Source organism: Streptomyces zhihengii (genome assembly GCF_016919245.1).
Lineage (GTDB): Bacteria > Actinomycetota > Actinomycetes > Streptomycetales > Streptomycetaceae > Streptomyces > Streptomyces zhihengii.
Map to the genome: position 1 here is coordinate 1289764 of NZ_JAFEJA010000001.1, position 14196 is coordinate 1303959.

A 14196-nucleotide genomic window follows, 5' to 3' on the forward strand; every position below is an offset into this window, starting at 1 on the left:
ATGCACAAAGGGTGGGGAACGCGAAGACCGCAGGTCGTAGAAGAGCCGTGCTGGCACTCCTGCCGGTGCTCCTGGGCACCGCCGCGTGCGGCTCGGGCACCGAGGAGGCGCCGGGCGAGGCCGTGTACGGAGTGCCGCTCGCCCAGCAGTTCCACGCGGCGACGGCGGCCACCCGGGAGGCGGGCACCTCGCGCTTCCTGGCGACGCTGACCTACGCGACGTCCGGGGCGAAGACCGTCGAGAGGGCTTCCGGGACGCAGGACTACGCCGCCCGGACCTCCAGCGCCACACACGAACTGCACATCCCCGCGGACTTCCCCGAGAAGGACGCGGGATACATCGGGGAGGCCGCACGCGTCGCCGTCGCCACCGCCGGCGACGACGTCTACGTCCGGCGCGACGACTCCAGTTGGCTGCGCTACTCACCGGCCGCGTTCACCGTGCTGGGCGACGGGGCCGAGGAGCTCTCCGTCCACGCCGCTGGCGAGGTGGCACCGTGGTCGGGCACCCTCGCGGACCTCGTGCCCCGCTCGGTCCCCCGGGAGGAGCCGCGCCGCGAGAAGGACGGCAGCCGTGTCTACGAGGTCACGGCCCTCCCCGAGAACGCCGCCGGACTGCTGCCCTCGTCCGTCAAGGTCGGCCCCGGCGACAGCTGGGGCGACGAGCAGGTCCCGATGACGGTCCGGCTGGACGCGGAGGGCCGCCTCAGCGAGGTCACCGCCGACCTGCGGCCGCTGCTGGACATCCTGCACGAGGACGGGATCCTGAAGGAGGTCACCGGCCTCCGGGCCTCCTACACCCTCAGCGAATTCGGCGAACCGGTCGACAACGGCGTGCCCGCCGAAGGCGTCGAGGACGCGGAGAAGACGGTGGCCTCCCTCGACGCCCTGGACCCGGGCCGCTGCGCGGACCACAACACCGGAGTGGCCTCGCGGATGGTCGTGCGCACCGTGGACTGCTCGGCGCCCCACGACATCCTCGTCGTCGCCCAGGTCGTGCTGGACGAGACGATCCCCGGCAAGAAGACGGACAAGGACCCGGACTGGTTCGCGAAGAAGAAGTGCGACACCGCCTTCGCCGAGGCCCCGGACAGCCTCCTCCGCGAGAGCCGTCTCCCCGGCAAGACCCTCGCCTACGCCGGCTCGGCCGTGCAGGGCCTCCAGGTTGCCCAGGGCCAGACCTCGACGACCGTGACCGGCACCTACACCTGCTTCGTCGTCGACGAGGACCTCACGGAGCGGTGAGCGCCGTGCGGTCGTACCGGCAGCCCTTGCGCACCACCCGCCCCCTAGAGTGCCGTCGTGACCAGTCCCCCCAAGCGGCGCCCGCTGCTCTTCCTCGATGTGGACGGCCCGCTCCTGCCGTTCGGCGGTGAGCCGGAGGAGTACCCGCGCTTTCGGCACCCCGGCGCCGATCCCGGCGGGAACCCGCTGTTGTCCAGGCTCGATCCCCGGCACGGTGCCCGCCTGGCCGGTCTCGGGTGCGATCTGGTGTGGGCCACGACCTGGATGGACGACGCCAACGACTGCCTCGCGCCCCTCCTCGGCCTGCCCCGCCTCCCGGTCCTGGACTGGCCGGACGCGCCGGACCGGAACACGGCGCTGCACGCCAAGACCCGGGCCGTCGTCGCCCATGCGGCCGGGCGCCCGTTCGTCTGGGCCGACGACGAGATCACCCCGGCGGACCGCGCCTGGGTGACGTCCCACCACCCGGGCGCCGCCCACCTCCACCGGGTCGATCCCCGGCGGGGCCTCACCGACGGGGACTACGCGACGATCGCCGCCTGGCTCGACGACCGCTCGCCGCGGGAGCGCTGACGCCGAGGGGTGCGCGCGCCCGCGCGGGATCCGTGTTCAGCCCGTCGGTGTGCCGATCCGGAGGCGATTGCCGTCCGGGTCGCGCAGTTCGATCTCGCGCGCCCACGGAGCGTTCTCCACCGGGACGCCGAACGCGGCGGCGACGGCCTCGACATCCCGGACGCGGAGGTAGACCAGCGTGTCGGGGCGGGCGTCTCCCGTGTGCTCCGACAGGAACAGGCGCAGGCCGCCCCGGGCGACCTCGACGAACGCGGGGAGTCCCGGCTCGAAGCGGTGTTCCCACTGCGGGGTGAAGCCCAGGCGTTCGTACCAGGCGACCGCCGCCGCGGCGTCCGCCACGCGAAGAATGGGGATGACCTCTTCGTCCATGGAGCCATCGTCGCAGAGCGCCGGATGCCGTCCCCGTCGGCGGCCTGCGCGACGGGTGGAGCCCGATGAGGGCGTCCTCCCCTGTGCCCGCCGGCCCGGGGCACCGTGCGGCCCTCCCGCCGGAGCCCGGACCTCGCGCGCTACCGCGCGCTCTCGCCCCGGGCAGTGCGTTCCGCCCAGGTCAGCCAGTGGTGGTACCACTCGGCGAAGGACAAGTACCCCTCGGTGGAGGCGAGACGCTGCGGGACGACGCCTTCGCCGACGGCGCGGACGTCCTCCCACACCGTGCCGCTGTGCGGGCCGCCCACCACCAGGACGGAGTAGTAGGCGCAGCCGCGGTCTCCGATGTGGAGGGTGCCGTCGACGAGGGCGTCGTCCAGGGCGTCCTCGCGGGTCCGCCAGGCGGCGTGGGCGGCGCGGAACGCCTCGTCGTCGGGATGGCCGGCAGGCCGGGGCTCGTCGAGGGCGTGTGCGTCGACCAGGGCCGTGAGTTCGGGGCGGAAGGGGCGGGCGGCCTGCCGGTCCGCGGGTGGTGCGCCGGGTGCCGGGGGGCGGATCGGGAACAGGCCGTAGTCGGGGCCCGCTCCCCCGGCGCCGACCTCCAGCAGGAAGGTGCGGTACTCGTGCGGCAGGGTGACGCCGAGGTGCGCCTCGGCGGCGGCGAGTTCGTCCGGGGTGAGGGCGGGGAGCAGCTCGAAGCCGTGGCCCGTGCGGTCCGCGCCGAAGACCTTGCGCCAGTGGGGCGCGTCCCGCAGCGCGAGCACCCGCTCACGCACTCCCGTCCACATGTGGTCCTCCCCTGTGCAGGGCTCGCCGGCCGCGGACGCACGACCGCATACCGCCGTCGTCGCGGCGCCCCCTTCGGACGCTCGGCAGCCCTGGAAGCGTCCGAGGTCATGAACCTCGCAGACGGGGCGCCGGCGGCGCAACCGCGTTCCTCACGGGCCGGGTTCCAGCACCTCGTCGTCCGCGTGCGCGGCGAACTCGGCGGCCCGCACCTCCGCGACGCGCTCGTACCGGCTGATCCGGTCGGTCCCTCCGGCGTCGACGCCGAAGGCCACCTGCGCGAAGCCCACTCGGGCGACGGCCTCGGCGAGGCCGGGGTCGCCGGCGGCGAGCAGCCGCACCGGCGTGTGGAGCGCCACGGTGTGCGGCGGCACGAAGAACTCGTCCGGCAGGACGGTCCGCGCGTGGACGAGGGCGCCGACGGCGACGACCGAGCCGTCGCCCAGCCGCGCTTCCTGGAGGACCGTCGCCGCCGTCGCCACGTAGACGCACCTGCCGACCCGGCAGCCGAGCAGGGTGGCGTGCGGTCCGACGAAGGTGTGGTCGCCGACGACCACCGGCTGGTCACCGGCGACGGCGGAGGCGCGCAGCACGGCGTTCTCGCAGATCGACGCCGCTTCCCCGATCTCGACGCGGGACCCCTCGGCGTCGAGCACCGCGCCGTACATCACCCGCGCTCGCGGGCCCACGCGGACATCGCCCACGAGGGTGGCCGTCGGGGCGACACAGGCGCTGGGATGGACCTGCGGTTCCCGCCCGCGGTGCCGGATACGGATGCCCTGCGCTGCTGTGGTCATGGGCCCATGCTCGCCCGGTGGCCCACGGGCTCGCTGGCGGGTTTCGGACATCGCGTTCCGCCCGGTCGGCGCGGCGGCGGCGGTACGGGACGAGGGCGGGCCGACGCGGCCCTATTCGCCGTACAGGAAGCTGTCGTAGGCCGCCGCGTCGACCAGTTCGTAGAGGCCGAGGGCACCGGGGAACAGCACCAGGGCGAGCATGCCCGTGCGCACCAGCGCCGGGCCCATGATCGTGACGGCCCCGCCCTGCCCGGTGATGGTGCGCCAGTCGCGCCAGCGCCGGACATCGCGGCCGGAGACGGCCCAGAGGAGCGCACCGAAGAGGAGGCAGACCGCGGCCCCGACCATGGCGAAGCCGGCGACCACGGCGAGGAAGGTCTCGCGGTCGTGGTGGCCGGTGACGAGCAGCATGCCCGCGGCCAGTACGAGCACGGCGGCGGTTCCGTGGGCGGCACCGCGCAGGACGACGTCGCGCACCCGCAGACGGGGCAGGCGGACCCCGTCGGCGTCGGTGGGGTGCGGTGCCACCGGCCGGGGAGGGACCGGTGGTCGGGCTGCGGGCATGCCCGGCACGGTATCGCAGCCGGCCGGGCCTCCCGTGGAGGGGCTCCCCTCACGCGGGGCCCGCCGGCACCGGTGGCCTCATCCGAGCTTCCGGCACAGCAGCGCCGCCGGGTTCCCCGAGGAGCCGATGCGGGTGGTGTAGGCGATGCCGGCCGCGTACTCGTCGTCGGCGCACTGGCCCTTGTACCGGCCGTGGGCGAACTCGCCGCCGCGGGCGTTCGCGGGGCGGTTGTCGCCGCGGTCGAACCAGACGGTGCGGGCGGCGGCGCCGAGCGCGGTCCGGGACTCGGCGCACAGCGCCGAGGAGACGGCGGCGCCGCGGACGGACCAGCCGGTGAGGAAGTGGCCCGCGGGGCACTGGAGTTTGGTGTATCCGCTCGCCCAGTCGCCGCCCTGCGGCACATGGCGTTCGTCGCGGACGGCCTCGTGGCGGCCGCCGGTGGCCCACAGGTCGCGGGCGGCCGTGTCGGTGCACAGGCCGCGGTTGCCGGTGCGGCTCAGGCCGGCGAGGCGCTGGCCGTCGGGGCAGGCGGACTTGCGGGCGCCCTGGTCCCAGTCGCCGGCGTCGCGCATGCGCAGGGACTGCACGGCGTCGGCGTGGTCGGGGGCGAGCATCGACCAGCGGTCGGTGACGGGCACCGGGCCGGTGCGCCCCTGGGCGCCGACCAGGCGGCTCCAGGCGCCGGCCCGCCAGTCGTCGCCGTCGAAGACGCCGGCGCGCCGGCCGGCGGAGTCCCAGTGGAGCAGGGCCCAGCCGTTGCCCTTGCGGTCCTGGTGCCAGCCCACCAGGGGCCAGTACGCGAAGTCGGCGTCGGCGGCGACGAGATGGTCCACGAAGTTCTCGAACCAGGCCCGCTGCTTCACGCCGTGCTCGTCGCGTCCGCCGACCCCGAACTCGCTGATCCACACGGGTGCGGTGAAGTGCCGGTCCCCTTCGGCGGCGACGTAGAGGGCCTGCCGGTTCAGGACGTCGAGCAGTTCGCCGCGGGTGAAGTCCTGGTAGCGGGGGTCGGTGGTCTCGCCGATGCCGGTGGCTCCGCTGTGGTTCGGGCCGGTGTAGCCGTAGAAGTGGGCGGAGTAGACGAGTTTGCCGGAGCGCACGAGGGTGTGGGAGAGGTGCCGGACGGGCTCCAGGGTGGGGCGGCCGTGCGGGAGGCCGTCGACGGGGATACCGGTCCAGTTGATGCCCTCGACGATGACCAGCAGCTCGGGGTCGGCCTCCCGCAGGATGCGGTCGGCGACGCGCTGGGAGGCGGCGAACCAGTCGTGGCGGTCGCCGCGCCCCCAGTTGGGGTCGTCGAGCACGGTGCGGCGCACCTCGTTGTAGAGGTCGGCGCCGACGACGCGCGGGTTGTCGCGGTAGCGGCGGGCCATGAACAGCCAGTCGGCCTCCCACTCCGCGTCGGTCCGGCTCGCGTTCCAGCGTTCGTTGCCGTCGACGGCGCAGCACCAGCGGGTGGTGTTGGTGTGGTTGTTGAGGATGACGGCGAGGCCGGCGTCGGTGAGGGCGGTGACGGCGGCGTCGTAGACGGCGAGCGGGGTCCGGCCCAGCAACTGGGGGTTGGCGGCGACGGAGGCGTCGGCCACCGGGCGGGTGTCGTGCACCATCTCGTTGGAGAACGGAAGGCGGACGCTGTTGAGGCCGAGTTCCAGGAAGCCGTCGACGATCTCGGTGATCGGCGCCCGGTCGAGGCCGAGCGGGATGCGGTCCGCCTTCTCGCCCGCGTGGTGGTTGGCCGGGTCCTCGCGGTCGCCCGAGCCCGTCCAGGTGCCGCTCGCGCCGTGCCAGTTGCCGGACTTGAGCTTGAAGCGGTCGCCGTCCGCGTCGACGATCCAGCGGCCCCGGGTGCTGAGCGGCGGCGTCCAGTCGGCGGCCCGCGCGACGAGGGCCCGGGATGCGGCGGCCTGCGCGCCGGGGGCCCGGGATGCGGGAGCCTGCGCGCCGGGGGCCCGGGATACGGGAGCCGCCGCGCCGGGTTCGGCCGAGGGGCCGGTGGCGGCCGGCGGGGCGGCGCCGACGAGCATCAGGGCCGAGAGCGCGGCGGCCAGTGCCGCCCGGACAGGGGTGAGGTGCAGGGCCATCCGTCCGCCTCGGGGAGCTCGGTCGACGCTTGTCATGACTGCGCCATCATGCTGGCCGAACGGCTCGTTGGCCACCGTGCCCGCACGCAGTCGGCCGGATCCCGTCTGCGGCGGTACGTCGCGCAGCGGGTGCCCCGAGGGGCGCTCAGGCGCCGGGCGCACCGCCCGGCGGCCCGAAGACCACGTCCGCCGCCCGTGCGACGACCTCCGCGTCGCTGCCGAGGGCCCACTCCGCGACCCGGGAGACCACGGCGGCCGGCACCCGGTCGCCGAGGCCCTGGGCGGGCGGGATGTCCTGGGTGGCGTGGGCGTCGTGCGGCAGGACGACGCGGTAGTCCAGCGCCAGGGCCGTACGGGCGGTGGCCTGGACGCACATCTCGGACATCACCCCGCACACGGCGAGCGCCCGCACACCGTGCCCGACGAGCAGTTCGCCGAGCGCGGTCTCCGCGAAGCCGTCGTCGTGCGGCTTGCGTATCACGGTCTCCAACGGGCCCTCCTCGACGGGGTGGTGGAGCTCCCATCCCGGCGTGTGCGGCTCGTCCTCCGCGCCGGGCGGACCGTCGTTCTGGAGGTGCACGACGAGGGCGCCGGCCGCGCGGGCGCGCGCGAGGAGGTCCGCAGTCCGGCCGGCCAGCCGCACGGCGTCGGGCACGGCGCCCGGACCGGTGACGAAGGCGGACTGGACGTCCACGACGATCAGGGCGCCGACGGGCGGCACGGAGTTGCTCATGCCGCCATGATGTCGGCCGGGGCGGACGCTGCTCCAGCGGGTTTCCCGGTGCGCACGGAAACCCGGTTCGCAGTGCTGTCGGTGCCGTCAGTGCTGTCGGTGCCGTCAGTGCTGTCGGTGCTGTCGGTGCTTTCGGTGCTGTCGGTGCTGTCGGTGCTGTCGGTGCTGTCGGTGCTGTCGGTGCTGTCGGTGCTGTCAGTGGGGTGTGGTCGGATGACGGCATGAACGAGACCGCCGCCGGCTTCCGGCTGCTGCCCGGAGCACCGGACTCCCCCGTGCTGCTGCACGTCCCGCACGCCTCGCGGGCCGTGCCCGGCGACGTCCGCCGGGACATCGTGCTGGACGGGCCTTCGCTCCACCGCGAGCTCGACCACATCACGGACGCGTGGACGGACGAGATCGCCGCCGGAGCCGCCGCCGACGCGGCGGTCCGCCCCTGGCGCTTCGTCAACCGGCTGTCCCGGCTGGTCGTCGACCCGGAGCGGTTCCCCGACGAGCGCGAGGAGATGCTCGCGGTCGGCATGGGCGCGGTCTACACCCGGACCACGCACGGCGAGGCGCTGCGGCCGGCGGATTTCGACGGACGCGACCTGGTCGCACGGTACTTCGCGCCCTACGCGCGGGCGCTCCAGGAGGCCGTGGACGCGCGGCTCGCGGCCACCGGCCGCGCGGTGGTCGTCGACGTGCACTCGTATCCGACGGCCCGTCTCCCGTACGAGCTGCACGGGGAGGGCCCCCGGCCGCCGGTCTGCCTGGGGACGGACGCCTTCCACACACCGCCGGAGCTGGTCGCCGCCGCGCGGGAGGCGTTCGCGGAATTCGGCGGGACGGCCCTGGACAGCCCGTTCGCCGGCACCTATGTGCCGTTGAAGCACTACGGGAAGGACCCGCGGGTCACGGCGCTGATGATCGAGATACGCCGCGACGTCTACATGTCCGAGCCGGGCGGCGCCCCCGGCCCGGGCCTGGGCGCGCTCGCCGGGGCGCTGGCCCGGCTGGTGGACACGGTGGGCGCGCCGGGGGCGCCGGGGTGAGCGGCACCCGGGCGGGAGGGGCGGCCCGGGGTCTCAGGCGTGCCAGCGGCCGTCCGTCATCAGCTCCCGGCCGCGCATCTCGTTCACCTCGCGCCATGCCTGCACGCTCACGGGCGTGACGCGGAAGTACGGGTACGGGGGCCGGGCGGCCCGCGGGTCGAAGCCCGTACGCGCCGCGAAGGCGTCGGCCTCGCCGGGGGCGAGACCGTCCGCCTCCAGCAGGGCGGCGGTGCCGTGGACGAGCACGACGTCCCGGGTGACGCCGAAGGCGAGGCGTGCCTCGCCGCTCGCGAGGAGGTTGCGGGCGGTGGGGTTGTTGCGGTGGGTGGAGATCAGGAACGCCGCGCCGTCCCAGTGGAACGACAGCGGCACGAGGTACGGGTGGCCGTCCGCGTCCGCGGTGGCCACCCAGACGTCGACGTCGGTCTCGAACCGCTTGCGGGTGTCCGCCAGCCGCTCGTCGAGGCTGCGGGGTGCGTCGGGTGCGTCGGTGGTCATGTGCCGCTTTCCGTTCGGGTCGGCCGGCCGTGAGCCGGAGGCGCGTGCCGGGGCCCGGCGGGTGCCTGGCGCCAGCATGGCGGACGGCGGGGGCAGCCCACCTCCCGGGGGCGCTTCCCGGGCGGTGCGCGATCTTCCCAGCGGCGTTGCCCTGCGGGACACTTGGACGTTTCGCAGCACCGCACCCGCTCCCCCGTGCCGTCCGCGGCCCGGGCGGGCGCCCGGCGGAGGGAGACCCCGCGCATGACCGGCGCAGCACCCGACCCGTTGTCCGACGACGAGATCCTCGCGGCGGTCGCCGCGTACCTGCGACTGCCCGACCCCTCGGACCGGCTGCGGCTGGCCGGCGCTGCCCGGATCGCACGGCAGCCGCTCCTCGCATGCACCGTCACCCGTTGCGTGGAGTCGCGCACGGAGTCCGAGCAGACCCGCCCGGCGCCCCACGACCTGTCGGACGTCCCGGTCTACGGCGACCTCGGCACCTACGATCCGGGCCCGGTGAAGGACGTGCACCGGCACACCACGGTGCACCTGGTGCACGACGGCTCCGCCCGGGAGACCGGCTGCACGAAGTGCAGCCACGGGCGGCGGCAGTGCGCGAACTGCGGCGGCAGGGGCCGTCAGCCGTGTCCCGCGCTGCAACCGTGCGCGCTCTGCCGTGGTGCGAGACCGTGCACCGCGTGCGAAGGCAAGGGCACGGGGCGCAGAGCCGCCGTGCGGCCGCGGGCGGCACGGAAGGTGAAGCAGCCTGACGTGCGGACCGGCTGCGACCTCTGCGGGGAGCAGGGCACCGCCTGCCCCGGCTGCGGCGGGCGCGGCAGGACCCTGCACGAGGAGTGCGGCGGCTCCGGGGAGGCCGAGTGCCGTACCTGCCGCGGGAACGGCACCGAGGAGTGCGGCGTCTGCGAGGGCAGGGGCAGGCTCACGGTGTGGACGCGCGGGACGATCGAGCGGACCCCGGTCACGGAGACGGTCGGACCCCCGCCGCCGCACCCGCCCTGGCTGGTGCGGCGGCGGCTGCGGAACCGGGGCGCGTGGCGCACCCATGTGCTGGGGGACGGCGACGCGCTGCCCGAGGAGCTGGCGGAGCATCACCGCCGGGCCGTGCGGGAGCGCCTGGTGCGGCGGAAGGGCGAGATCACGCGGGAGGTGTCGCTCCGTCACCTCCCGCTGGCACGGGTCGAGCTGCACGAGCTGCCCGGCAAGGTGCTCCATGTGTACGCGGGGCACACGGAGCCGGGCGTCGTCGCGCTGCCGTCGCGCCGGGTGGTGACGCGTCTCTCCGCGGCCGCCGCGGGGTGTGCGGCCGTGGTGGTCCTGCTGCTGGCGACGCTGCGCTGAGCGGTGGCCCGCGGCACCGGACGCCGGGAGCCCCGGGGGCTTCGGCCCCCGGGGCTCCCGGCCGGGCGGACGACAGGCCCCGGGCCGTGTCCGACGGATCCCGCAGGGCGCGCGACGCCCCGCGGGCGGACGGCGCCGTGCGCCGGACACGCCCTAGCGGCGGCTCCGGACCAGGAGCCACAGGAAGTACGGCGTGCCGATGACCGCGGTCATCAGGCCCGCGCCGAGCTGCGACGGCGCGATGACCGTGCGGCCGAGCAGGTCCGCCGTGCACACGAGGACCGCGCCGAGCAGCATCGAGACGGGCACCACCCGCACATGCCGGCGGCCCACCAGGGCGCGCGCGGCGTGCGGGGCCACCAGGCCGACGAAGGCGATGGTGCCCGCCGCCGCCACGGAGGTGGCGCTCAGCAGGACCGCGGCCGCGAGGAACCCGAACCGGGTGCGCGAGAGGTTCAGGCCGAGCAGCCGCGGTGTGTTCTCGTCGAGGGAGACGAGGTCCAGTTCGGTGCGCCGTACGGCGGCCGCGACGGCGGCCACCGTGAGGACGCCCAGCAGCGGCAGCGTGTCCGGCATGGTGCGGCCGTAGGTGGAACCGGACAGCCAGGTGAGCGCCTTCGTCGCGTTGAACGGGTCGGTCAGCACGATGAGCAGGCTGATGAGGGCCGTGGTGCCGGTGGCGATGCCGATGCCGACGAGGACGAGCCGGTTCTGCTGGAAGCCGCCCCGCGCGGACAGCCCGAAGACGAAGACCGCGGCGACGGCGGCACCGGCGAAGGCCGCGCCCACGATGCTCCACGAGCCCGCCAGGGGCACGGTGGTGACGAGGAGTACGGCGCCGAGGGCCGCGCCGCCGGAGACGCCCATGACGCTGGGGTCGGCGAGCGGGTTGCGGGTCACCGCCTGGATCAGGGTGCCGGCGAGGGCGAGCGCCGCGCCGGCCAGGATCGCGGCGACGACCCGGGGCACCCGGGTGTCGAGGACGAAGGTGATGGACCGGCCTGCGCTGCCCTGCGCCCAGTTGACGACGTCGCCGAGGAGCAGTTTGGCGTCGCCGAGGAGCACTCCGGCGATCGTGACGCCGACGAGGGCGGCCACCAGGACGCCGACGGTGGTGAGGAAGGCGGCGCGGCTGCGGATGCGGAGCCGGTCGACGGCCGCGGCCCCGGCGGTGTCCTTGACGCGGACGGCCATCACCACGAGGAAGACGGCGCCGACGATGCTGGTGACGACACCGGTCGGGACGGCGACGGCCAGGTCGGCGCTGACGAAGGTGCGCAGCAGGACGTCGGCGCCGAGCACCAGCCCGGCTCCGGTCAGTCCGGCGACGGGGATCGCCGTCCGGGACCTGGTGAAGCCGCGGAACCGGCGGGCGAGCGGGCGGACCAGCGCGGGGGCGACGAGTCCGACGAAGCCGATCGGTCCGGCGAGGGTGACGGAGGCGGCGGACAGCAGCGCGGCGAGCGTGACGACGGTGACGCGGGTGGCGCGGACCGGCACGCCGAGGCCGCGGGCCGCGTCGTCGCCGAGGGCCAGGGCGTCGACCCTGCGGCCCGCGAGCAGCAGGCCCACGAGGCCGACGAGGGCCAGCGGCAGCATCTGGAGGACGCCGCCGAAGCCGTTCTGGCCGATGCTGCCCTGGTTCCACTGGTAGAGGCCCTCGGTCTGCTCGGGGAAGAGCAGCAGCAGGCCCTCGGTGACCGAGGCGAGACCGAGCATCAGGGCGGTGCCGGCGAGGACGAGCCGGACGGTGCCGGCGCCGAGGCCGGAGAGTCCGAGCACGACGGCGGCGGCGGTGAGGCCGCCGATGAGGGCCACGCCGGACGAGGCGATGAACGGCAGCGAGACGCCGGTGACCGAGACGACGGCGAGCGCCAGGTAGGAACCGGCGTTCACGGCCAGGGTGTCGGGCGAGGCGAGCACGTTGCGGCTGACCGCCTGGAGGGCGGCGCCCGCCATGCCGAGGGCGAGTCCGACCATGATCGCGGCGGTCATCCTCGGCAGCCGGGAGGCGATGACGACGGACGCGTCGCCGGGCTCGGCCCGGCCGGTGAGCGCCTTCATCACCTCGGACGCGCCGACCGCCGCGGTGCCCTGGGTGATGTCCACCAGGGCGAGTACCGCGACGAGCAGCACGAGCGCGGCCGTCACCGCGGCCGCGCCCGTCCGCGGCGTGGCCTTCGTCTCCGGCTGTTCCTGCGAAGGCCGGCGGGTGTCGGGGGTGGTAGCGGTGACGGCCATCGCGTTACTTCGTGAGCGCGGCGACGACGGCGTCGATGTACGCCTCCATCGAGACGGGTCCGCCGAACATCCAGATGCCGTCGTCCAGGCGGTGGACGTTGCCCTTCTTGACGAACTCCAGGTTCTTCCAGACGGCGTTGTCGGCGAGCTCCTTGCCGAACGGGTCGCTGGAGGCGTCGGTCTTGTTGCCGATGTAGGCGAAGTGGACGTCACCGAGGGAGGTGAGGCCCTCGACGTCGGTGGAGGCCAGACCGTAGGCCGGGTCGCCCTCCATCTTCCAGGCGTTCTTCAGACCGATCTTCTCGTTGACCGCACCGAGCAGCGAGGTGGCGGTGTACGGGCGGACGGAGACCTGGTTCGACTGGACGTAGCCGTCCGCGAAGGCGAACCCGGCGCCGCCGAGACCGGCGTCGGCGAGGGCCTTCTTGCCCTCGGCGACCTTGGCGTCGAAGGACTTCCTGGTCTCGTCGGCCTTCGCCTCGGTGCCGGTGGCCTGGGCGATGAGGTCCAGGTTCTTCAGCATCTGGCCGATCTGGTCCTTGCCGTCGGCCGAGGTGAGGGTGAGGACCGGGGCGACCTCGCGGAGCTGCTTCACGGCGGGCGCGGGCAGGTCGCTGGTGGCGACGATCAGGTCGGGCGCGAGGGCGGCCACGGTGTCCATGCTGGGCTCGCCGCGGGTGCCGATGTCCTTGGGCTCGTTCTTCAGCGGGACGCCCGCGGCCCAGGCCTTGTAGCCCTTGACGTCGGCGACGCCGACGGGGTCGACGCCGAGCGTCACGAGGCTCTCGACGACGTTCCACTCGGTGCCGACGACCTTCTTGGCGGGGCCGTCGAGCTCGACCTTGGCGCCGGTGGCGTCGGTCAGGGTGATGGAGGTGGGCTCGGCCGAGGCCTTGTCGGCGTCGTCGGCGGCCGGTTCGGTGGTGCCGCACGCGGACAGGGCGAGCGCCGCGGCGACGGTGGCCGCGGTGGCGATGAGGCGTCTCATGAGGGTGTGCCGAGCCTTTCGGTTCTGGTGTGGTGGCGGCCTATCGCGCGGGTGCGCAGGCGGCCGGTGAGGGGGTCGGTGTCGACTTCGATGCGGATGCCGTAGGTGGCGGTGAGCCGCTCGGGCGTCAGCACCTCCTCGGGCAGGCCGTCGGCGATGACGCGTCCGGCTTCGAGGAGTACGACGCGGTCGGCGACGGCGGCGGCCTGGTCGAGGTCGTGGAGCACGACGCCGACGGCGATCATGTGGTCGTCGGCCAGATCGCGTACCAGGTCGAGGAGTTCGATCTGGTAGCGGAGGTCCAGGTACGTGGTCGGTTCGTCGAGCAGCAGGACGCCGGTGTCCTGGGCGAGGCAGCCGGCGAGCCAGACGCGCTGGAGCTGGCCGCCGGAGAGGTGTTCGGCGCCCCGTTCGGCGAGTTCCTCGACGCCGGTCAGGCGCAGGGCGCGGTCGACGGCCGCCCGGCCGCCCGGGTCGGCTCCGCCCCAGCGCCCGCGGTACGGGTAGCGGCCGAACTCGACCACGTCCCGGACGGTCAGGCCGCTGGGCGTGGGGCGTGCCTGGGTGAGCAGGGCCACGCGCCGGGAGAACTCCCGCGGGCTCAGGGCGAGGGCGTCGGTCTCCTCGTCGATGGTGACGGTGGCGCTCCGGGGGCGCTGGAGTCGTGCCAGCGTCCGCAGGAGCGTGGACTTGCCGCTGCCGTTGGGCCCGACGAGGGCGGTCACACGGCCGGGCCGCAGGGTCATGGCAGCGTCGTGCACGACGTCGACACCGTCATAGGCGACGGTGACGCCGGTGGCCGACATGGTGTGCCCGCCCACGGTGGGTGCGTTGGCCGCTTCTTCAGCAGATCTCACGCTGCGAAGGTTAGCCTAACCTAAACCTTGCTGTTCAGCAGGGGGCGGAAACTTTTCGCCGCCCCCGGCCCCCGACGGCCGGGCGCACG

At 74.7% G+C, this 14196-nt stretch carries 15 protein-coding genes; 5 read left to right on the plus strand and 10 right to left on the minus strand.

The window, feature by feature from the left end; translation table 11 throughout:
• Window positions 1-47: 47 nt before the first annotated feature.
• Window positions 48-1244: a hypothetical protein gene (locus tag JE024_RS05445; protein ID WP_244882600.1), complete on the plus strand. Its 1197-nt coding sequence runs from the start codon at window positions 48-50 to the stop codon at window positions 1242-1244.
• Window positions 1245-1301: 57 nt separating this feature from the next.
• The gene (locus JE024_RS05450) at window positions 1302-1817 is read left to right on the plus strand and encodes an HAD domain-containing protein (protein WP_205372491.1); all 516 of its coding nucleotides are present in this window, start codon (window positions 1302-1304) and stop codon (window positions 1815-1817) included.
• Window positions 1818-1853: 36 nt separating this feature from the next.
• Here the strand turns inward: JE024_RS05450 and JE024_RS05455 are convergent, their stop codons facing one another.
• The 6 genes from JE024_RS05455 to JE024_RS05480 all read right to left on the minus strand — a co-directional run bounded on the left by JE024_RS05455 (window position 1854) and on the right by JE024_RS05480 (window position 7148).
• Window positions 1854-2186, minus strand: a complete 333-nt coding sequence (locus JE024_RS05455; protein ID WP_205372492.1) for a glyoxalase superfamily protein — start codon at window positions 2184-2186, stop codon at window positions 1854-1856.
• A gap of 140 nt (window positions 2187-2326) precedes the next feature.
• Window positions 2327-2974 (minus strand): SMI1/KNR4 family protein, encoded by a 648-nt coding sequence (locus JE024_RS05460; protein ID WP_205372493.1) that lies wholly within the window; start codon window positions 2972-2974, stop codon window positions 2327-2329.
• Between the two features lie 150 nt (window positions 2975-3124).
• The gene (locus JE024_RS05465; RefSeq protein WP_205372494.1) at window positions 3125-3769 is read right to left on the minus strand and encodes a gamma carbonic anhydrase family protein; all 645 of its coding nucleotides are present in this window, start codon (window positions 3767-3769) and stop codon (window positions 3125-3127) included.
• Between the two features lie 111 nt (window positions 3770-3880).
• Window positions 3881-4333 carry a DUF6336 family protein gene (locus JE024_RS05470; protein WP_244882601.1) on the minus strand — a complete coding sequence of 151 codons (453 nt, stop codon included), beginning with the start codon at window positions 4331-4333 and terminating at the stop codon, window positions 3881-3883.
• Between the two features lie 78 nt (window positions 4334-4411).
• On the minus strand, window positions 4412-6415 hold the full coding sequence (locus JE024_RS05475; RefSeq protein WP_244882602.1) for a glycoside hydrolase family 5 protein: 2004 nt from the start codon (window positions 6413-6415) through the stop codon (window positions 4412-4414).
• Window positions 6416-6560: 145 nt separating this feature from the next.
• Complete coding sequence (locus JE024_RS05480) at window positions 6561-7148, minus strand: isochorismatase family protein (RefSeq protein ID WP_205372495.1); 588 nt, start codon at window positions 7146-7148, stop codon at window positions 6561-6563.
• 48 nt (window positions 7149-7196) lie between these two features.
• Here JE024_RS05480 and JE024_RS05485 point away from each other — a divergent pair, with 48 nt between their 5' ends.
• Together JE024_RS05485 and JE024_RS05490 are read left to right on the plus strand one after the other, a co-directional pair.
• The gene (locus JE024_RS05485) at window positions 7197-7373 is read left to right on the plus strand and encodes a hypothetical protein (RefSeq protein WP_205372496.1); all 177 of its coding nucleotides are present in this window, start codon (window positions 7197-7199) and stop codon (window positions 7371-7373) included.
• Window positions 7370-8182, plus strand: coding sequence for an N-formylglutamate amidohydrolase (locus tag JE024_RS05490; protein WP_205372497.1), 813 nt, complete (start codon window positions 7370-7372; stop codon window positions 8180-8182). The genes JE024_RS05485 and JE024_RS05490 overlap by 4 nt, the downstream gene beginning before the upstream one ends.
• A 33-nt stretch (window positions 8183-8215) precedes the next feature.
• Here JE024_RS05490 and JE024_RS05495 read toward each other — a convergent pair whose 3' ends face one another.
• A complete protein-coding gene (locus tag JE024_RS05495) occupies window positions 8216-8680 on the minus strand; it encodes a pyridoxamine 5'-phosphate oxidase family protein (RefSeq protein ID WP_205372498.1) in 465 nt (154 codons plus the stop codon).
• Window positions 8681-8923: 243 nt separating this feature from the next.
• Here JE024_RS05495 and JE024_RS05500 point away from each other — a divergent pair, with 243 nt between their 5' ends.
• On the plus strand, window positions 8924-10021 hold the full coding sequence (locus tag JE024_RS05500) for a hypothetical protein (RefSeq protein ID WP_205372499.1): 1098 nt from the start codon (window positions 8924-8926) through the stop codon (window positions 10019-10021).
• 153 nt (window positions 10022-10174) lie between these two features.
• Here JE024_RS05500 and JE024_RS05505 read toward each other — a convergent pair whose 3' ends face one another.
• From JE024_RS05505 to JE024_RS05515, 3 genes are read right to left on the minus strand one after another with little or no spacing between them, the layout of a single operon-like run.
• Window positions 10175-12262, minus strand: coding sequence for an iron ABC transporter permease (locus JE024_RS05505; protein ID WP_205372500.1), 2088 nt, complete (start codon window positions 12260-12262; stop codon window positions 10175-10177).
• Between the two features lie 4 nt (window positions 12263-12266).
• The gene (locus JE024_RS05510; RefSeq protein WP_205372501.1) at window positions 12267-13250 is read right to left on the minus strand and encodes an ABC transporter substrate-binding protein; all 984 of its coding nucleotides are present in this window, start codon (window positions 13248-13250) and stop codon (window positions 12267-12269) included.
• A complete protein-coding gene (locus JE024_RS05515; protein ID WP_280521570.1) occupies window positions 13247-14056 on the minus strand; it encodes an ABC transporter ATP-binding protein in 810 nt (269 codons plus the stop codon). The genes JE024_RS05510 and JE024_RS05515 overlap by 4 nt, the downstream gene beginning before the upstream one ends.
• Window positions 14057-14196: the final 140 nt, after the last annotated feature.